General features: G+C 30.2%; 18 protein-coding genes. 9 read left to right on the forward strand and 9 right to left on the reverse strand.

Features of this window, described 5'->3' with window-relative positions:
- Positions 1–14: 14 nt before the first annotated feature.
- Positions 15–1469, forward strand: coding sequence for a lipopolysaccharide biosynthesis protein (locus H574_RS0101850; RefSeq protein ID WP_027878915.1), 1455 nt, complete (start codon positions 15–17; stop codon positions 1467–1469).
- Positions 1470–1536: 67 nt separating this feature from the next.
- Here H574_RS0101850 and H574_RS0101855 read toward each other — a convergent pair whose 3' ends face one another.
- Both H574_RS0101855 and H574_RS0101860 read right to left on the reverse strand, forming a co-directional pair.
- Entirely contained in the window at positions 1537–2670 is a 1134-nt protein-coding gene (locus H574_RS0101855; RefSeq protein WP_027878916.1) for a hypothetical protein, read from the reverse strand.
- Positions 2671–2809: 139 nt separating this feature from the next.
- Entirely contained in the window at positions 2810–3484 is a 675-nt protein-coding gene (locus H574_RS0101860) for a hypothetical protein (RefSeq protein ID WP_027878917.1), read from the reverse strand.
- A gap of 207 nt (positions 3485–3691) precedes the next feature.
- Here H574_RS0101860 and H574_RS0101865 point away from each other — a divergent pair, with 207 nt between their 5' ends.
- Positions 3692–4711 (forward strand): DUF3667 domain-containing protein, encoded by a 1020-nt coding sequence (locus H574_RS0101865; protein WP_027878918.1) that lies wholly within the window; start codon positions 3692–3694, stop codon positions 4709–4711.
- Here H574_RS0101865 and uvrA read toward each other — a convergent pair.
- Positions 4708–7491: an excinuclease ABC subunit UvrA gene (uvrA, locus tag H574_RS0101870; RefSeq protein ID WP_027878919.1), complete on the reverse strand. Its 2784-nt coding sequence runs from the start codon at positions 7489–7491 to the stop codon at positions 4708–4710. The genes H574_RS0101865 and uvrA overlap by 4 nt on opposite strands.
- Before the next feature lie 236 nt (positions 7492–7727).
- Between uvrA and H574_RS0101875 the strand changes: the two genes are divergently transcribed.
- Together H574_RS0101875 and H574_RS14725 are read left to right on the forward strand one after the other, a co-directional pair.
- The gene (locus H574_RS0101875) at positions 7728–8312 is read left to right on the forward strand and encodes an RNA polymerase sigma factor (protein ID WP_027878920.1); all 585 of its coding nucleotides are present in this window, start codon (positions 7728–7730) and stop codon (positions 8310–8312) included.
- 63 nt (positions 8313–8375) lie between these two features.
- Positions 8376–8519: a hypothetical protein gene (locus H574_RS14725; protein ID WP_169558266.1), complete on the forward strand. Its 144-nt coding sequence runs from the start codon at positions 8376–8378 to the stop codon at positions 8517–8519.
- A 20-nt stretch (positions 8520–8539) separates the two neighbouring features.
- Here H574_RS14725 and H574_RS0101880 read toward each other — a convergent pair whose 3' ends face one another.
- A complete protein-coding gene (locus tag H574_RS0101880; protein WP_027878921.1) occupies positions 8540–9196 on the reverse strand; it encodes an endonuclease III domain-containing protein in 657 nt (218 codons plus the stop codon).
- A 35-nt stretch (positions 9197–9231) separates the two neighbouring features.
- On the opposite strand from H574_RS0101880, the gene bcp reads away from it, so the two are divergent.
- Positions 9232–9690 carry a thioredoxin-dependent thiol peroxidase gene (bcp, locus tag H574_RS0101885; protein WP_027878922.1) on the forward strand — a complete coding sequence of 153 codons (459 nt, stop codon included), beginning with the start codon at positions 9232–9234 and terminating at the stop codon, positions 9688–9690.
- A 75-nt stretch (positions 9691–9765) separates the two neighbouring features.
- Here bcp and H574_RS0101890 read toward each other — a convergent pair whose 3' ends face one another.
- Positions 9766–11217 (reverse strand): hypothetical protein, encoded by a 1452-nt coding sequence (locus tag H574_RS0101890; protein ID WP_027878923.1) that lies wholly within the window; start codon positions 11215–11217, stop codon positions 9766–9768.
- A gap of 94 nt (positions 11218–11311) precedes the next feature.
- On the opposite strand from H574_RS0101890, the gene H574_RS0101895 reads away from it, so the two are divergent.
- Together H574_RS0101895 and H574_RS0101900 are read left to right on the forward strand one after the other, a co-directional pair.
- Positions 11312–12073 (forward strand): MBL fold metallo-hydrolase, encoded by a 762-nt coding sequence (locus H574_RS0101895; RefSeq protein WP_027878924.1) that lies wholly within the window; start codon positions 11312–11314, stop codon positions 12071–12073.
- A gap of 14 nt (positions 12074–12087) precedes the next feature.
- Entirely contained in the window at positions 12088–12591 is a 504-nt protein-coding gene (locus tag H574_RS0101900) for a hypothetical protein (protein ID WP_027878925.1), read from the forward strand.
- Here the strand turns inward: H574_RS0101900 and H574_RS0101905 are convergent.
- The 4 genes from H574_RS0101905 to H574_RS0101920 are packed head-to-tail and all read right to left on the reverse strand — an operon-like array spanning position 12581 to position 16744.
- Positions 12581–13234: an alpha/beta hydrolase gene (locus H574_RS0101905; RefSeq protein ID WP_027878926.1), complete on the reverse strand. Its 654-nt coding sequence runs from the start codon at positions 13232–13234 to the stop codon at positions 12581–12583. The two genes, H574_RS0101900 and H574_RS0101905, sit on opposite strands and share 11 nt — an antisense overlap.
- A 2-nt stretch (positions 13235–13236) precedes the next feature.
- Positions 13237–13569, reverse strand: a complete 333-nt coding sequence (locus H574_RS0101910; RefSeq protein WP_027878927.1) for a hypothetical protein — start codon at positions 13567–13569, stop codon at positions 13237–13239.
- On the reverse strand, positions 13569–14819 hold the full coding sequence (locus H574_RS0101915) for a dihydroorotase (RefSeq protein WP_027878928.1): 1251 nt from the start codon (positions 14817–14819) through the stop codon (positions 13569–13571). The genes H574_RS0101910 and H574_RS0101915 overlap by 1 nt, the downstream gene beginning before the upstream one ends.
- Positions 14816–16744, reverse strand: coding sequence for a vWA domain-containing protein (locus H574_RS0101920; RefSeq protein WP_027878929.1), 1929 nt, complete (start codon positions 16742–16744; stop codon positions 14816–14818). The genes H574_RS0101915 and H574_RS0101920 overlap by 4 nt, the downstream gene beginning before the upstream one ends.
- 152 nt (positions 16745–16896) lie before the next feature.
- Here H574_RS0101920 and H574_RS0101925 point away from each other — a divergent pair, with 152 nt between their 5' ends.
- Both H574_RS0101925 and H574_RS0101930 read left to right on the forward strand, forming a co-directional pair.
- Complete coding sequence (locus H574_RS0101925) at positions 16897–18789, forward strand: M61 family metallopeptidase (protein ID WP_027878930.1); 1893 nt, start codon at positions 16897–16899, stop codon at positions 18787–18789.
- A 145-nt stretch (positions 18790–18934) separates the two neighbouring features.
- Positions 18935–19255 carry a DUF6799 domain-containing protein gene (locus tag H574_RS0101930; RefSeq protein WP_027878931.1) on the forward strand — a complete coding sequence of 107 codons (321 nt, stop codon included), beginning with the start codon at positions 18935–18937 and terminating at the stop codon, positions 19253–19255.
- The last annotated feature ends 16 nt before the right edge of the window (positions 19256–19271 follow it).

Below are 19271 nucleotides of genomic sequence, written 5' to 3' on the forward strand. Positions count from 1 at the left end.
AATTTGTAAACTTAATGGGTATAGTCGTTAATCAATCCATAAAAAACACGGTAATTACTTACCTTGGTTTTGGTATTGGTGCTATTAATGTAGTGTTTTTATATACTAAATTTTTATCCGACGACTATTTTGGATTAATTACTTTTATACTCTCTACAGCCAATATTTTAATGCCTTTAATGGCTTTTGGTACACATAATACGATAATTAAATTCTTTTCGTCATTTAAGACTAGACAATCACAAAATGGGTTTTTAACCTTAATGTTATTTTTGCCTTTAATTGTCATTATTCCGTTAGGTTTTATAGGTGTTTTAGCATATGATACCATTGGAAATTGGCTTGCAAAAGAAAACCCAATAATCAAAGATTACAGTTGGTTAATTTACGTTTGCGCTATTGCTTTTGCTTACTTTGAGGTGTTTTATGCATGGAGTAAAGTACATTTACATAGTGTGTTTGGTAATTTTATGAAAGAGGTTTTTCATAGACTTTGTATTTCTATTTTGTTGTTAGCACTTCATTTTAGATATTTAAATGTACAGCAGCTTATTTATGGTATAGTTATCGTTTATATTGTAAGAATGGTCGTGATGAAACTTTATGCATTCAATTTAAAACTACCAGTATTTAAATTTGTTAAAATTCCTAAATTATCAAGTGTTTTAAAATACTCTTCATTAATAATTATTGCAGGCTCTATCGCAAATATCATTCTTGAAATTGATAAGTTTATGATTGGTCAGTTTGAAGCATTAAATAATGTAGCTTATTATGGCGTAGCTATTTATATTGCTACGGTTATTGGTGTGCCATCACGATCTATGCATCAAATAACAAACCCATTAACAGCACAATTTTTAAATGAAAAAAATAAAGTTGAACTTAAAAAACTATATCAAAAAAGCTCGTTAAATTTATTCATAATTAGCGGATTTATCTTTTTAGCAATTATAGTCAATATTAATCAGCTATATACAATGATTCCTGATAATTACTCAGAAGGTTTTTTAGTAGTTCTAGTTATTGGTTTAGCTAAACTATTTGATAATCTTTTAGGAAACAATAACGCTATTCTTTTTAATAGTGATTATTATAGAATGGTATTGGTCTTTGGAGTTATGTTGGCTATTTTAACCATAATTTTAAATCTGGTTTTTATTCCCGTTTACGGTATTAATGGTGCAGCTTACGCAAGTTGTATAACCATCTTTGTGTACAATACTGTAAAGTTGTTATTTGTTTATAGTAAATTTAAAATTCAACCGTTTACCAAAGAAACATTAAACTCTGCGTTACTAATTTTAGTTTGTGCTTTTGGTTTATTCTTTTGGGAATTTCCTTTTCATTCAATAATTAACATAGGTTTAAAATCAATACTTCTTGTATTAATTTATGGATTAAGCGTTTATAAGCTTAATTTATCTTCAGAAATTACAGGAATTTTAAATTCATTTTTAAAGAAATAAAAAAGCCCTATAACTTAAGGTTGTATAAACCATCGTTACAGGACTTATAGTAAGTGTTATAAATATTTTATCCTCTTCTTCCAGATCTAGAAGACGATCTTGATGTACTTCTTGATTTAGAACTTGATCTACTTGAAGATGCTTTTGATCTTGAGTTAGATCTATTTGTAGTTGCTTTAGTAGATGTTTTTGGTCTACTTGTGTTAGCTCTAGTTTGTGTTCTAGTTCTAGGCTTAGAAGTAACAGTGTTATTTCTAACTGCTCTTGGTTTGGAAATATTACTATTACTGCGTGTTCTAGGTTTTGTAATATTTTTTGAATTACCTCTAGTTTTTGGAGCGCTAATAGAGTTATTTTCTCGTGTTCTAGGTTGCGTAGCAGAACTATTTCCTCTAGTTCTTGGTCTAGAAGCTACTCCGTTTCCTCTTGTTCTAGGAGAAGAAGTAGTTGCATTACTACGTGTTCTAGGCACATTATTTCTTGTAATATTTCTTACAGCTCTACCATTACCACGAGTAGCTAAACTTCTGTTTCTTGATATTGTATTACCACGTCTTGTTGCTACAGCAGTTGTACGTCTGTAATTGTTTACAAAAGGTCTTGTATATGCATATCTAATAGGTCTATAATATCTTCTATATGGAGTAGTATAAACAACTCTGTATAATGGAGCAGGTACTACATAATATGAATGCCAAGGTCTATATACATAAACTCTGTTGTAAATATTTATAAATCCTGTACAGTGAGAAAAGCGGTTGTAACGGTTATAATGAACATAAAGTCCGCCAACTCTAGTAACAAAACCACGATTATTATAGTTAATCCTAACGTTACCAATTTGATTTACACGTCCATAATAATCATAGAATATTGGTGTGTTTTCAACTTGTATAATAGCACCATACTCATCATATTGTACATATGGGTTGTAATCATAACCAGTATTAAAACTAATAGAAGCATTTGGAGTGTTTACTGAAACATTTACGTTAGGACCATAATTTGGTATATAAAAATCAAATTGCCCATCTGCAAAAACTGAAAACTCAATTCCAGCTTCTGTAAAAATGAAAGAATTGCCATAACCTCGGTTATAAGATTCGTTTATAGTTAAACTTTCAGCGTTTTTTGTTGTGTCTGCATTAACAGCAAAAATACTTAAAGTAAATGCTGATAATAAAAGGAATAATTTCTTCATAACTAATTGTTTTATGATTGAACATTTAAATATTTACAAGCATCATGCCAAAAACCAAAACAGCTATAATTGTTATTAGGTTGTAAAATGAAAAAACCTCGTAAATAAAGACTTACGAGGTTTTTTGTTTTGATTGAAATTATTTTTTCAATTTAGGTTTTTCGGTTTTTACACCATTTCTATAGTAGTAAAAATCGTCATTATTATAATTGTAATCATAATTATTATCTATTGGTGATCCGTATGGATTTCCGTAGTTATTATCTAACACAAAAGACGTATTGTATCTATTTACATGACCAATTGTTCTAATTAACCTTCCGTGTCTGTTATAAATCAAACGCATTCCGCCAATACGACTTACCAAGCCTTGTCTATTATAACTTACATAAACAGACCCTAATCGTTTAACCTGTCCTTGTCTATTATAATTTAAAAACACATAGCCAACACGTCTTACTTTACCAGATCTATCATGTAAAACAATGGTTCCGTTGTTTGTTGGTCCATAGTAGGTATTGTAAGTGCCTGGTGCTCCATAAGTACGATTTATACTGCTACGTCTTGTGTTTACATTTACATTGTTACGTCTGTAATAATTATCACCTTGTGTATAATCTAATTGAGTATTAAAATCAAAGCTTCCATCAGGAAAGATTAAAAATTCTACACCGCGTTCTACAAACATAGTAGGTTGTACAAAACGGTTTGGGTTAACAACTAAATCTTCACCTTGCGATGCAGACTTATTTTCTGCTGTTACAGTGGTTAATCCCATTAACACACCTGTAATTAAAAGTACTAGTTTTTTCATAGTATTAAGGATTTAGATTTTGCCTACTGTTTAGCGTTTCGGCAATCGCTATTTGATAAATTAGTTTCAATAGCTGTGCCAAACTTGAAACACGTTAGTTTTACTGGTGTTTTGATACGAAATTATATTTCTACTATTTCAATTTTAAAAAAGAAATTAGGCATCTTTTAAAGTTTATTTTTACATTTACCTAAACAATCAACCAACATGTCACTTCAATATAAAGTTTGCGAAAACTGTGAAACAGAATTTAAAGATAGCTTTAAGTTTTGTCCTTGTTGTGGTATGAAAAATAGAGAAGAGTTAACAGTTAGAAGTCTTTTTTATAATACTATTAATAACTATTTACTATGGGATTCTAAATTTTTAAAGAGCTTTTTGCCTTTAATGACAAAACCTGGATTTTTACCAAAAAAGTTTTTGCAAGGTAAACGTTTAACATATTTACATCCTGCTCAGTTTTATTTATTTGTTTCGGTAGTTTTTTTCTTCATCTTCTCATTTTATATTAGAGAAACTAGAACAAAATTAGATAAAGCTATACAGGAAGAATTAGCAGTAAAAAAGGAAAAAGAATACCGTGAAGCTTTTGAAAGAGTAGCAGATTCTATAAAACTTGATTCTTTAGTAAATGAAAAAATAGACGCTAAAGATCGAAAAGCTAATGGTAGTGTTTTTGGAACTTCTTTTACTTATGATGAAAAAGAAATAGATTCTTTAATTGATGCAGGAGCAGACAAAAAAATTATCCTAAAAAAGATGGGAATGCCTGAAGATGCAGGTTATTTAAAACGAAAGTTTTTTGAGCAAATGTTTAAATTTCAGAAAGAAAAAGGTGTCGGGTCTATTTATCAAACCATTACAGATAGTTTTCCTATAGCTATGTTTTTTTTACTACCAATTTTTGCGTTCCTTTTAAAGGTTTTCTATTTTAATAAAGGAAGATATGCTTACCATTTGGTATTTAGCTTTTATTTTTTCTCTTTTATATTTGCAGTAATGGCTATAGATTTAGGCATAAACTGGTTTTATGATATGCCCGATTGGTTAGACTTTATATTGGTTTTATCTACCTATTTCTACTTTTTTATAGCAGTCAAAAAGTTTTACGATCAAGGTTGGTTTTTAAGTTTTATAAAAAGCGGAGCTATAACTACAATTTTTATGGGCATGATTATTCCTTTTGCTTCAATATTAATTGCAGTGTTAGCCTTTATGATTTATTAAATCTTATCTTTTAAGTATTTAGCGGTTGCGCTTTCTTTAACTTTTGTAACTTCTTCAGGTGTACCAAAAGCGACTAATTGTCCACCATTTTCACCACCTTCAGGACCAAGGTCTACAATGTGATCTGCACATTTAATCAAATCTAAATTATGCTCGACAACAATAATAGAGTGTCCTTTTTCAATTAAAGCATAAAACGATTTTAGTAGTTTTTGAATGTCATGAAAATGCAAACCTGTTGTAGGCTCATCAAAAATAAATAAGGCTTTGTCTTTAGTATTTCCTTTACCTAAAAATGTAGCTAGTTTTATACGCTGTGCCTCGCCACCAGAAAGGGTAGAACTACTTTGACCTAGTGTTACATAACCTAAACCAACATCTTGTAAGGGCTGAAGCTTGTTTTTTATTTTATTTTGTTTGTGCTTGTCGAAGAAAGAAATAGCGTCGTCAATAGTCATATTTAACACATCATCAATGCTTTTATCTTCAAAAGTAACTTCTAAAACTTCCTTTTTAAAACGTTTACCATTACAGGTTTCGCAGACTAAATGTACATCTGCCATAAATTGCATTTCTATTGTAACTTCGCCTTCACCTTTACAGGTTTCGCAACGTCCACCATCAACATTAAAACTAAAATGTTTAGCAGCAAAATTTCTTATTTTACTTAGTTTTTGTTTAGCAAACAAAGCTCTAATATCGTCGTAAGCTTTGATGTAAGTTACCGGATTAGAACGTGATGAACGACCAATTGGGTTTTGGTCAATAAACTCAATATGCTTGATGTTACTAAAATTTCCTTTTAATTCTGAAAATTGACCAGCTTTATCACTAAATCCAGTTAGTTTTTTTTGAATGGCAGGAAATAAAATTTTCTTAACCAATGTACTTTTTCCGCTTCCTGAAACACCTGTAATAACGGTTAACATTTCTAAAGGAAAAGTAACATCAATATTTTTTAAATTATTTTCTCTTGCACCAACAATTTCTATGCTATACTTACTTGTACGACGTTTTTTAGGGACTTCAATTTTTAAAGTTTCGTTTAAATATTGAGCAGTTAGTGACTTTGATTTTAAGATGTCTTTAAACGTTCCTGTTGCAACAACTTCACCACCAAAAGTACCAGCTTCGGGACCAATATCTATAATGGTGTCGGCTTGTTTCATGATATCTTCATCATGTTCTACAACAATTACTGTATTACCTAAATCGCGTAACGACTTTAATACCGATATTAGTTTTTCTGAATCCTTTGGATGCAAGCCAATACTAGGTTCGTCTAATATATACATAGAACCAACTAAGCTACTTCCTAGTGATGTTGCTAAATTAATACGCTGACTTTCTCCTCCTGAAAGTGTGTTAGATCGTCTGTTTAAGGTTAAATAATCTAAACCAACGTTGCTTAAAAAGTTTAGACGATTTTTTATTTCAATAAGTAAACGTTCGGCAATTTTAGTGTCATAATCATTCAATTCTAATTGGTTGAAAAAATTAGACAATTTATTTAATGGCATTTCTACTAAATCTGTAATTGTAGCGTTTCCTACTTTTACATAACTAGCTTCTTTACGAAGACGTTTACCGCCGCAAACATTGCATTTTGTTTTTCCGCGATAGCGAGATAACATTACACGATTTTGAATTTTATAAGCTTTGCTTTCTAGTTCTTCAAAAAAGCTATTTAAACCTTCAAAATACTGATTACCTTCCCAAATTAAATTTTTATGTTCTTGACTTAATTGAAAATAGGGTTTGTGTATAGGAAAATCGAATTTATGCGAATTGTTTACCAATTGATCACGGTACCAGCTCATACTTTCTCCTCGCCAAGGGAAAATAGCCTCTTCATAAACAGAAAGCGCAGTATTTGGGATCACTAAATCCTCATCAATACCAATAACATCACCGTAACCTTCACATTTTGGACATGCACCGTAAGGGTTATTAAAGCTGAATAGATGCACATTTGGCTCTAAAAACTGCATGTCATCTAATTCAAATTTATTACTAAAATGTCTTATGGAATTGTCTTTTAAGGTTTCAATATAGCAATTGCCTTTACCTTCAAAAAAAGCAGTTTGTATGGCATCTGCTAATCGGTTATAAAAATCGTCATCGTCTTTGGTTACAATTCTATCAACAACTAAAAATATATCTTCTGTAGATGTTAAATCTTTTGCTTGATCAATTCTTAAAACTTCATCTTTTACTTTAATTCTAGAATATCCTTGTGCATTTAAGGCGCTAAGTTTATCCTGAAGTTCTCTACCTTCTTCTAAATAAATAGGAGCTAGAAGTAAGAGTTTTTCTTTTAAATCAATTGTTTTTATAAAGTCCAAAACATCTGTAACAGTGTCTTTTTTGACTTCGTTACCAGAAATAGGAGAGTAGGTACGACCAATACGCGCAAAAAGTAGTTTTAAATAGTCATAAATCTCGGTTGTCGTTCCGACAGTAGAGCGTGGATTAGTAGAGTTTACTTTCTGTTCTATAGCAATTGCAGGCGCAATACCTTTAATATAGTCTACTTTAGGTTTGTTAAGTCTACCTAAAAATTGTCGTGCATAACTACTAAGACTTTCTACATAACGACGTTGTCCTTCTGCATACAACGTATCAAATGCTAAACTAGATTTACCAGAACCTGATAGACCTGTTATAACAACTAATTTACGTCTAGGTATAACAACATCTATATTCTTAAGGTTATGTAATTTAGCACCTTTAATTATGATGTTCTCTTTAGGGTTTACTTCAGAAAGCGTAGTCTTCATAGTCAATTTTCGTATAGATTTGCAAAGATAACACAACAAATTCAGCTTAAAAAATAGATTATTGTGCATTAAAATGTTAAAACTTGAAATTATGTTTGCATTTTTGGAATAATTGTTGTTACATTTGAAACATATCAATTAACCCACAAACACTTTTGCCTATAGCAAAACATTACTTTTTTAATTTATAAACCCCAAGCCCGAAACACGTTTTCTGTGCAAAAAAAGTAATGATTATGCAAAAAGAATTAATCTCTGATGCTCAATTAGTGAGTAATTATATAAGAGGCGAAGAATCTGCTCTAGAAGTTTTAATTACAAGACATAAACAAAGAATTTACAGTTTTATATACTCTAAAGTTTTTGATAGAGATATATCTGAAGATATTTTTCAGGATACCTTTATCAAAGTAATAAGAACTTTAAAAAGAGGTAAATATAACGAAGAAGGTAAGTTTTTACCATGGGTAATGCGTATTGCCCATAATTTGGTTATAGATCATTTTAGAAAAAACAGTCGTATGCCTAAGTTTGACAACTCAGGAGATTTTAATATTTTTTCTGTAATAAGTGATAATGCTTTAAATGCAGAAAAAACAATTATTAAAGGTCAAGTAGAAGCAGATGTAAGACGTTTGATTGACGAGTTACCAGAAGACCAAAAAGAAGTATTGGTAATGCGTATGTATAAAGATATGAGTTTTAAAGAAATCTCAGAACGCACAGGAGTAAGTATAAATACTGCTTTAGGACGTATGAGATATGCATTAATTAATATGAGAAAAGTAATAGAAAAGCACAATATTGTTTTAACAAATTAGGATAAACAATAAAGTTAAATCGTATCCGTTATAATGTAGTAACAAACTAAAAATCTACATTAAATGGCAAAACTTTACTCTAATAAACCTAAATCAGATTTTAAATTGAACCCAAAAGATGAAACAATAAGTTTTATCCTTAATTACTCTAAGGCTTTAAGTGTTATAAATTATAAAAGCATGAAGTTTGAATCACTTCAAAATTAAAAGAAAAACGTCCTAAAACATTAGGACGTTTTTTTATGATATTCTTTTAAAACTGTAGCTCTTCCAATAGTTTTTGTAATAATATCTTTATCTAAATCCCAACCACGAGCAGGAGAATATTCTCTTCCATACCAAATGATTTGCAGATGTAAATCGTTCCATAGTTCTTTAGGAAATAGTCGTTTAGCGTCTTTTTCGGTTTGAGCTACGCTTTTTCCGTTAGATAAATTCCAACGATACATCAAACGATGGATATGTGTGTCTACAGGAAAAGCAGGTACACCAAATGCTTGACTCATTACAACACTAGCTGTTTTGTGTCCAACTGCAGGTAACTCTTCTAAAGCTTCAAAAGATTGCGGGACTTCACCGTTATGTTTTTCTATTAAAATTTTTGAAAGACCGTAAATGCCTTTACTTTTCATTGGTGATAAACCACAAGGTTTTATTATCTCTTTAATTTCTTCTACAGATAATTTAACCATATCATAAGGGTTATCTGCTTCTGCAAATAATAAAGGCGTTATTTGGTTAACTCTAACATCTGTGCATTGAGCAGATAATAAAACAGCAACTAAAAGAGTGTATGGATCTTTATGATCTAAAGGAATAGGAATTTCAGGATATAACTTATTTAACGTATTTATAACAAAATGTACCTTTTCTTGCTTAGTCATTAATTTGTATTTTTGAATAAATCAAAATTACAACTATGAATACATTAAAACAAGGTGATAAAGTACCAAATTTTACAGTTAATGACCAAGATGGTAATGCTGTATCTTTATCTGACTATAAAGGAAAAAAATTAATTGTTTTTTTCTATCCAAAAGCAAGTACGCCAGGTTGTACTGCAGAAGCATGTAACTTAAGAGATAATTATAAAGTTTTACAAGATAAAGGTTTTGAGTTATTAGGTGTTAGTGCAGATTCTGAAAAAAGACAAAGCAATTTTAAGAACAAATATGAGTTTCCTTTTCCTTTATTAGCTGATGAAGAAAAAGAAGTAATTAATGCATTTGGTGTTTGGGGATTAAAAAAGTTTATGGGTAGAGAGTATGATGGTATACATCGTAAAACTTTTTTAGTTGATGAAGATGGAGTAGTAGCGCATGTTATTGATAAAGTAAAAACTAAAGATCATGCAGCTCAAATTTTAGAGTTAATTTAATTGAATTTAATCTTTTAAAAATAAAAAAAGGCGCTAATTTATATTTAGCGCCTTTTTTATTTATTGTAAACTGTATTATTTATTCTGAATTTCTTCGGTTTCGCAACCAAACAAGCTTTGTTCTGCAATTAATTTAGACACACCTTCAGGTAACATAGGTTGCCAACCATCTTCACCTTGGGCAATCATTTTTAAAACTTTTCTAGAGAAAACATTTAATGTTGATGGGTCATAGTCTGCAATATCTACAACTTTACCGTTGTATTTAAAGAATTTATAAAGCTCTTTCATACGAGGATGTACTTTTAAGTTATCACTTGTGGTAATGGTTCCATCTTCATTTTCCATAGGGTAAAGATATACACGTAAATCTTTAAAGAATAACTTACCAAAAGCTTCTAAAATACCACCACTTAAATGACGATAATACTTCTCGTCAAAGATATCTACAAGATTATTTACACCCATTGCTAATCCCATACGGTTTTTAGTGTATTGAGAGAAATATTCTACTAATTTATAGTACTCTTGGAAGTTAGATATTAAAACGGTTTGTCCTAAAGAACATAGTAAACGTGCTCTATCCATAAAGTCTTGCTCGTCTATTTCTCCTTCTGCTCTCAGGTTTGATAAAGTGATTTCAAAAATTACTTGTGTTCTTTCTTCGTCAACTTTATTTTCTTTAATAAACATATCTAAAGACTTCTGGTACATGTCCATATTTACCTTTGTTACAGGTCTAAAGCTACCACGAAGTGCTAAAATGTTTTTCTTATATAAAACTCTTGCAGGAAGTACGTTATTACCATCTGGAGCAAACATTACGGCGTCAGTCATTCCATTTTTTACTAGCTGTAAGCTCATTAAACGGTTATCTACGTTTTTAAATACAGGACCAGAAAAGTTAATTGTATCAATTTCTAATTGGTCTTTATCTAAATGGTCGTATAAATATCTTAATAATTTTTTAGGTTCGTTGTATTTATAGAATGCGCCGTAAATTAAGTTAGTACCTAATATACCAAGAGTTTCTTGTTGTAATCTTGCGTCATTTTCTTTAAAACGAATATGTAAAATAATTTCGTTAACTTCTTTATCTTCAGGATCTATTTGGTATTTAATACCAACCCAACCATGTCCTTTATATTTTTTTGCAAAATCTATTGTAGCAACAGTGTTAGCAAAACTAAAAAACATTCTATGTGGGTTACTTTCTCTACCTATACGCTCTTCAATTAATCTATATTCATGATGAAGCATTTTGCGTAACCTAGCTTCGGTTACGTAGCGTCTATCATCTTCAATACCATAAATAGCATCGCTAAAACTTTTATCGTAAGCAGACATTGCTTTTGCGATAGTACCAGATGCGCCACCAGCTCTAAAAAAATGTCTTACAGTTTCTTGTCCAGCACCAATCTCGGCAAAAGTACCGTAAATGTTTTCGTTTAAGTTAATACGAAGCGCTTTGTCTTTTAAGGATGGAATATTTTCAAATTCTTTATCTCCTTTTAGCGTAATTTCCATAAAAAAATCCCTATAAATTTAGTGTTACAAAGGTACCAAATAACTATAGTAAACAAAAAAATTAACTTATTTTTGTTTTCAAATTTTATAGATTTTGAAAATTACTTTTTTAGGTACTGGTACATCTCAAGGAATTCCTATTATTGGAAGTACACATCCAGTGTGTTTAAGTAAAAATCCTAAAGATAAACGTTTGCGTGTTTCAATTTTGGTAGAATGGGATGATTATACCTATGTTATAGACTGTGGACCAGATTTTAGACAACAAATGCTTAGAGCTAATGTAAATAAAATTGACGGAATCATTTTTACGCACGAACACGCAGACCATACAGCTGGTTTAGATGATATCAGACCCTTCTTTTTTAGACAAGGAGATATACCTATTTACGCACATAAAAGAGTAGTAGAGCAACTTAAGCAACGTTTTGCTTATATATTTGCTACAGAAAATAAATATCCTGGCGTACCAAACTTACAGGTAAATGAAATTGAAAACAAACCTTTTAAATTGAATAATTTAGAAGTGTTTCCTGTAGAAGTTTTTCATCATAAATTGCAAGTATTTGGATTTAGATTTAACAACTTTGCTTATTTAACAGATGTTAAAACCATACCTGATGAAGAAATGGAAAAACTAAAAAACTTAGATGTTTTAGTAATTAATGCCTTAAGAGAAGAGACCCATATTTCGCATTTAAATTTAGAAGAAGCATTACAAATTATAAACACACTACAACCTAAAAAGGCTTATTTGACGCACATAAGCCATTTATTAGGTTTTCATGAAGAAGTCCAACAAAAGCTACCTAAAGATGTGTTTTTAGCTTACGATGAACTTCAAATTAAACTTTAAAATCAAATATTATAATGAAGAATAAAATTTTTATGTACTTGTTTATCTTTACGTTACTTGTTGTTTTGTTTCAGTACGTAAACACTAAAAACTATGTAAAAGCTAATGATAGTCAGTTTAAAAGTTTAAAAGAAAAAAATATTAGAATGAAAGATTCTTTAGCGCTTTTAAACAATCAGCTAAATGATTTTATCATGTTTGATTTTAGGTATAATCAAGAAGCTAAAGATTATTTTTATGATAGAGGTATTGATACTGATAAGCTTACAATACTTATAGAAAATGAATTATACGATTTAACAGACGCATCTGGAGAAGATCATCCACTAATTCCTTACGCTGCTTCAGGTGGCAAAAAAATGCAATTTAATTCTATAAAAATACTAAACCATAAATGGGTTATAGCAGATTTTTCTGATGGTGTTTTTTGGGGAGAATTACTAATTAAATATGAAATTACTCCTGATAATCAGTTAAACTTCAAAGTTTTAGATCACTTATTGTATCCTACAAATTAGAGTTTTCTTTTAGCCATTCTCTAAACTCATAAAAATTCTGTGGTGCAACACCATGACCAACAGGAAATTCGCTATACTTATAGTTAACTCCTAATTGCTCCATAAATGGTTTGGTTTGTCTAGCCCAATCCACAGGTATAACTTGGTCAACACTACCGTGTGAACAATAAAAATTAAGATTTTTATATGTTACTGGATCTTTTAATTCAAATAAATCAGGATTTACATAACCGCTTAAAGCAATAATATTTTTAACTTTTTCAGGATATGTAAATGCTACAGCATAACTTAAAATAGCACCTTGACTAAAGCCTAAAAGCGTTACATTATTTCTATCTGCGTTGTATTTAGCTAAAATTTCATCTATAAAATTAGCAATCAAATCTCTAGACTGTTTGGCTTGCTCGTTATCACTCCATTTTCCTTTTTCAGCATCAAAATTTATAGCATACCATGCATTACCAAAAGGCTGCATTGGGTAAGGTGCTTTAGCAGAAATTATTAAAAATTCCTCAGGTAATTCTGATGCAAAACTAAATAAATCATTCTCATCACTTCCATAACCATGAAAGAGTAGAAGTAATGGTGCATTTTCTTTTAAGGTTGAAGGTCTTACTAAATATTCTAAGCTTAAATCTGTCATTATTATTTAACTATTGATGAAAAAATTTTTTGAAAAAATGGTCCTACTAGAGGAACAGCTTGCATTTTACCGCTAATAGCATTTATAATTCCGTAGAAAAATAATAAACCCATTCCTACCCAAAAAGCGACAGAGATTTGCATATTATCAAATTGACTAATAAAATATCCAATAATCATATACATTAAACAAAGTCCTAAACCTTGACGGTTATGAAAAGCTGTAAACTCGTTTTTTTTATCGTTATTCATTATGATAGCAATAACACTACCTATGATGGTTAAGTAGCTTACTACTGCTAATGTTTTTCCTTCTTCAGCTGTATTTTGATTCATTATAAAACTATTTTTTTGTTGGCATAAATACCATATGCTTTTCCTTTTAATTCTTGTCCTAAAAAGGCACTATTTTTTGATTTTGATAAAATGTTTGACTTACCAAATACGTATTTTTCATTTGGATTAAATAGCGTAATGTTTGCAACTTCTCCTTCTTCAATTTTAGAAGTTATAGAACCAAAACGTTCTTTTCCTTTAGTTAATAGTTGAATAGATTTTTTTGTGGAAAATATCTGGTTTAAAGCACTAAAAGCACTTTCTAATCCAATAGTACCGTAGTTGGCGTGGTCAAATTCTACTTTCTTTTCTTCTATAGTTTGCGGATTATGATCACTGGTTACCATATCTATCGTACCGTCTTTTATACCTTCAATTAAAGCATCTATATCGTCTTGAGTACGTAATGGCGGATTGACTTTGTAACGTGTATCAAATTCGTTTAAAACATCGTCAGTCAAAAACAAATTATGTATAGCAACACTACAAGTAACGTCTAATTTTTTTTCTTTGGCTTCTCTAATTAGCTTTACACTTTCTTTAGTTGAAATGGTAGGAATATGAAGTTTACCACCAGAATATTCTAAAATGTATAAATCTCGAGCCACTTGTAAAGATTCGGCTAAATTCGGGCTTCCTTTTAGACCTAACATAGTGCTAGAAACATGCTCGTTAACAATACCTTTACCAGCAATTTTTTGTTCTAAAGGAAAACTACATACCAAGCCATCAAAATTACTAGCATATTGTAAAGCAATCTTTAATAGATTAGGGTTAGTAATTGGTTTTTTATAATCACTAAACGCTACTGCGCCAGCGTTTTTCATATCGAAAAGTTCAGCTAAATCAACGCTTTCACTATTTTTTGTTAATGCGCCAATTGGTAACAAATCAACGGGTTGTGTTTGTGCTTTTGATAAGACAAAAGTAACGTCAGAACTGGTGTCTATGATAGGATTTGTGTTAGCTTGCAATGCAATGCTTGTAAACCCAGATTTTGCAGCTGTTTTTAAACCGTTTTCTATAGTTTCTCTATCTTCAAAACCAGGTTCGCCAAAGCAAACGCTAGAGTCAAACCATCCTTGAGAGATGTGTAAATTATCTAACTCAATTTCTTTATAATTGCTAGTGTTTTTAATAGATTTAGCAATTTGTGAAATCTTTCCTTTTTCAATTAAAACATCAACAATTTGATTATGAAACTTGCTTGATGTATCAATTACTGTTGCCGATTTGATTAAGACGTTCATTTAAAATATTTTAAGATGAGCATTTCTATGATTAAAAACACTAAAGCCAAAATTACAAACCATTTCCATAACTCATCAACTTTAGTGTCATTTTTTATTGTGTTAAAAGCTTCTTTAACAGAGTTTGAAACAGTGATGCCTTCTATGTTTTCAAGGTTTTGATAGGTTAAATCACTTTCGTTTCTGTTGTAGTTAAAGCTTACGTATTCTAAAATTTCATTTTTATTCTTTATTTCATAAACACCAGCGTTTTCTGGTAAATCGTTAGTTTTTATAACCACTTTATTGTTGTAGTATTGCTGTTCTGGTATTATAGATTCTTCATTATTAACAAGAGTTAATACAGTATCTGGTTGTAAATTTACAGACACATCAAATTGATTGTTTAGACCGATTGTATAATAAAGTTGGGCAGCATTTAAGCTTTGTTTAGCAATGTTATAAAATGTAGGTACAATTAGATTTATATTTTTAAAGTTTGAATTGTCCTCATTAATTGCTGCGCTAAAAACAAATACATTATTACGTTGTGATAAAAATGGTTTGTTATCTTCAAATTGAAGGATAGCAGTGCTTTGAGATGTATTTTGTGGAAAATACAGATTGACTTTTGGATACTGAAAGTTATCTATACGCTTTTCAAAAACACCATTAGCGTAAATTGGATGCGCATAGTTTATGGATGTAATGCGCTTTTCTTGCTCTAAAATTGAATTAAAAACACTAAAGTTAAATTGCTGTAAAAACGTGTTGTAGTCTTGTAAATTACCTTTTGTATTAGGTATAAAAGCAACAACGCCACCTTTATCTGTAAACACTTTAAGAGCAGTAATTAAAGTGTTTGGCAGGTTTTCAATTTCGTTTAAAACGACTAGATTTTGCGTATCAAAAAGCGCATAATCTAATGTGTTTGGTGTTTTTTGAGTGAAATTAAATTCGTCTTCTGTAAAAATTCCATTTAAATAGTTGGCATCATCGTTAGACACTGCTAATACATTAATTTTTGAAGGCGTATTTATGCTAAAGTATAAGGTGTTATCAAATTGAAGTTGCGTCTCGTCAATAGTAATTTTACCTTTTATAGTTTGATTGTTAGGTATTGTAAAAATAGCTTTGTTTTCGTTTTTAATTTCAACTGAAACTTTTGAGACTAATTGATCATTATTATATAACGATACAGGTAAATTAAAAGTAGTAGTTTGATTACTTTTTAATAAAGCAGTCAACTCATAATTAGTTGCGTTTTGTTTAGAGATATACAAACTATCAATAAATGCATTTGTTTTATTAACAGGGTTTAACTGAACAGCACTTAAAGTGATGCTTGAATCTTTTTCAATACTAAATTCTTGTGTTTTTTGTTGGAAATCTGACACAAAAATCAAGTTTTTAATGCTATTTGCTTTATTAGAAAATAGCTTTTTAGCTTTCAATAAAGCAGCGTCATAACTTAATTGATTTGAAGAATATTCAAGTTGAAGTAATTCGTTTTTAATTGCCTTTATAGTTGTGTTTCTATAACTATCAGTATTGGTTATTAGTGAGAATTTTTCATTCTCATCAATAGAAGTAATGATATCTTGTATTGCACGTTTTAAAAGTGGACCATTATTACCTTTAGCTTGCATACTAAACGAGTTGTCTAGGTATATAACGGTTTCCTTTTCTGTGTTAAAACTATTAGTTTTTGAAAAATAAGGCTGAGCAAAAGCAATGATAATAGCAGTTAAAAGTAGTAGCCTAGTTAATAAGACTAGCCACTTTTTAATTAGTTGACTTTTACGTGTTTGTAATTGTACCTTTTTTAAAATAGCAACGTTTGTAAAGTATTCTTTTTGAAACTTTCTTAGTTGAAATAAGTGAACAATAACGGGAATTAGCAGTAAGAAAAGCGCGTAAAGAAGTTCTGGGTTTTTAAACTGCATGTGTTATTAAAAGTTTGTCAAAGATAATAATTGAACAATTAAAAACAGCAATAAGAAATTAACATTTTAACAAAATCTTAATCTTTACGATTGTAACAAATTTTACTTTTGAGCGTCTTGTTACCAAGACCATTAACAAATAATATTTAAATATGAAAAAACTCCTATTATCAGCACTTGCTTCAGGACTTTTACTAGTAGGTTGCGGTGGATCTAAAACCACTACAAGTCTTTTAGCAACACAAACACCTATTGAAACTTCAATAGACTTATCTAAAGTTACAAATGATAAAGTACCAGTAACCATTAACCCTGGTCGTTTTACTACAGAAACAGTAACTTATAGACTGCCAAGAGTTGTACAAGGAACATACTCGGTAAGCGATTTTGGTAAATATATTGATAGTTTTAAAGCTTTTAATTATAAAGGAGAAGAGTTATCTACAAGTAAGGTAGACACAAATACCTGGACAATTACTAATGCTAAAGACTTAGATTATATTACCTATTATGTAAATGATACTTTTGATCAAGAAGTTGAAGGAGGAATAGGAGGCGAGCAACCTTTTTCGCCAGCAGGAACAAACATAGAGCCAACAAATTATGTAATGAATTTACATGGATTTATAGGGTATTTTGATAGTTTAAAAAACAGTCAATATAAATTAGATGTAACTGCGCCAGCAAACTTTAAACGTACATCTGCTTTGCAGGAAACTTCAAATAAAACAAGCGAAGACGGAAGCTTAATCACATCAAGCTACTTTGCACCAAGATATTTTGACATTACAGATAACCCAATGTTTTATGGAGAGTTAGATGTTGAAGAATTTCAAGTAGGTGATATTAAAATTGTATTAAGTGTTTACTCTCCAAACAAAGTACATTCAGCTACAGAAATTAAAGGTGTTGTTGAAAAAATGATGCAAGCTCAAAAAACATATTTAGGCGATATAAACAGCACACCTCGTTACGATATCTATTTATACTTATCTGATGGATCAGAAGGTTCTCCTAAAGGATTTGGAGCTTTAGAGCATCATACGTCTACAGTAGTTGTTTTACAAGAAGATATGCCATTTGATGCTTTAGCAGAAAGTATGATAGATGTCGTATCTCATGAGTTTTTTCACATCGTAACACCATTAAGTGTACACTCTGAAGATGTACATTATTTTGATTACAACCAGCCAACATTTTCTAAGCATTTATGGATGTATGAAGGTGTAACAGAGTATTTTGCAACATTATTTCAAGTAGATCAAGGTTTAGTGGATAACCAAGAATTTTACGGTGATATTTTACAAAAAATACAAACCGCTAAAAACATGAATGACTCAATGAGTTTTACCGAAATGAGTGAAAATGTTTTAGACGAGCCTTACGCACCACAATATTATAACGTTTATATGAAAGGTGCTTTAATCGGTATGTGTATTGATATCATTATGCGTGAAGAAAGTAATGGACAGCGTGGTATTTTATCTTTAATGAAAGAATTATCTAACAAATACGGAAAAAATAAACCATTTGAAGACGATAAATTAATAGACGAAATTACAGCAATGACTTACCCAAGCGTTGGAGAATTTTTAAATACACATGTAGTTGGAGGAACACCAATAGACTATAATGTATATTTTGAAAAAGTAGGCTTAATGATGAGTGAAGGAAAAGTAAAAACTAACTACATTCAGAATGGTGGCGAGTTAATTTTTGCTCCTAATCAAGAAACCATGAAACTTCCATTTTCTGAAGCTGTAAAAAACAACAGTTTTTGGGCAGATAATGGTGTACAACCTGGTGATGTAATGAAAACCGTAAATGGTGAAGCCTTTTCTTTTATGACTGCGCAAAAAATCTTAACAGATATGTATATGTGGAAACCAGGACAAGAAGTAGAAGTTGTTATTGATAGAAATGGTAAAGAATATACTGTAAAAACAAAACTAACACAGTCTTATACTACAGGAAAAAATATTACCGAAAACCCTGAAGCAACACAAAAACAAAAAGAAATTAGACAAGCTTGGCTAAAAGGTTAATCAAGTGGTAAATTATTTATAATAACTTGAAAAGCTTGGTTTTACACCAAGCTTTTTATTTTGGTATAATAAGTGAATAATAAGTTAAATGTAAAATCAAACAGTAAAAAATTATTATATTTATTAATATTAAAATCTAAATAAGATGAAACAAATATTCCTTTTTATATTTGCTCTGTTTATAACAACTGGAGCAGTTATGGCTCAAGATAAAATGCAGGTAGAAGACGCCAATTATGTTATTTTACTAAATGAAAAAGTTTTTCATTATAAAAAAACAGGTGTAGAGTTACTCAAATCTGATTTAAAATTAAATAATGGAACAGTTGTTAAAACTGATGGAAGTTATATTACAAAAGATGGAGACAAAACGATGCTTAAAGATGGGCAGTGTTTAGGCATGAGTGGTAAATTATACAAGGATCAAGCTACATTATCCAAAAAGCTTAAAAAAGAAATGAAATAAATAAAACATTATAATA

This window comes from Mesoflavibacter zeaxanthinifaciens DSM 18436 (assembly GCF_000422365.1).
In the GTDB taxonomy this organism is placed as follows: domain Bacteria; phylum Bacteroidota; class Bacteroidia; order Flavobacteriales; family Flavobacteriaceae; genus Mesoflavibacter; species Mesoflavibacter zeaxanthinifaciens.

What these genes read in the sequence shown, in the direction of transcription:
- H574_RS0101910 (WP_027878927.1), bottom strand. Translation starts at nt 13,569, where the DNA reads ATGAATCAAAATACAGCTGAAGAAGGAAAAACATTAGCAGTAGTAAGC.
- bcp (WP_027878922.1), top strand. Translation starts at nt 9,232, where the DNA reads ATGAATACATTAAAACAAGGTGATAAAGTACCAAATTTTACAGTTAAT.
- H574_RS0101920 (WP_027878929.1), bottom strand. Translation starts at nt 16,744, where the DNA reads ATGCAGTTTAAAAACCCAGAACTTCTTTACGCGCTTTTCTTACTGCTA.
- H574_RS14725 (WP_169558266.1), top strand. Translation starts at nt 8,376, where the DNA reads ATGGCAAAACTTTACTCTAATAAACCTAAATCAGATTTTAAATTGAAC.
- H574_RS0101890 (WP_027878923.1), bottom strand. Translation starts at nt 11,217, where the DNA reads ATGGAAATTACGCTAAAAGGAGATAAAGAATTTGAAAATATTCCATCC.
- H574_RS0101925 (WP_027878930.1), top strand. Translation starts at nt 16,897, where the DNA reads ATGAAAAAACTCCTATTATCAGCACTTGCTTCAGGACTTTTACTAGTA.
- H574_RS0101880 (WP_027878921.1), bottom strand. Translation starts at nt 9,196, where the DNA reads ATGACTAAGCAAGAAAAGGTACATTTTGTTATAAATACGTTAAATAAG.
- uvrA (WP_027878919.1), bottom strand. Translation starts at nt 7,491, where the DNA reads ATGAAGACTACGCTTTCTGAAGTAAACCCTAAAGAGAACATCATAATT.
- H574_RS0101900 (WP_027878925.1), top strand. Translation starts at nt 12,088, where the DNA reads ATGAAGAATAAAATTTTTATGTACTTGTTTATCTTTACGTTACTTGTT.
- H574_RS0101860 (WP_027878917.1), bottom strand. Translation starts at nt 3,484, where the DNA reads ATGAAAAAACTAGTACTTTTAATTACAGGTGTGTTAATGGGATTAACC.
- H574_RS0101875 (WP_027878920.1), top strand. Translation starts at nt 7,728, where the DNA reads ATGCAAAAAGAATTAATCTCTGATGCTCAATTAGTGAGTAATTATATA.
- H574_RS0101855 (WP_027878916.1), bottom strand. Translation starts at nt 2,670, where the DNA reads ATGAAGAAATTATTCCTTTTATTATCAGCATTTACTTTAAGTATTTTT.
- H574_RS0101905 (WP_027878926.1), bottom strand. Translation starts at nt 13,234, where the DNA reads ATGACAGATTTAAGCTTAGAATATTTAGTAAGACCTTCAACCTTAAAA.
- H574_RS0101915 (WP_027878928.1), bottom strand. Translation starts at nt 14,819, where the DNA reads ATGAACGTCTTAATCAAATCGGCAACAGTAATTGATACATCAAGCAAG.
- H574_RS0101850 (WP_027878915.1), top strand. Translation starts at nt 15, where the DNA reads ATGGGTATAGTCGTTAATCAATCCATAAAAAACACGGTAATTACTTAC.
- H574_RS0101930 (WP_027878931.1), top strand. Translation starts at nt 18,935, where the DNA reads ATGAAACAAATATTCCTTTTTATATTTGCTCTGTTTATAACAACTGGA.
- H574_RS0101865 (WP_027878918.1), top strand. Translation starts at nt 3,692, where the DNA reads ATGTCACTTCAATATAAAGTTTGCGAAAACTGTGAAACAGAATTTAAA.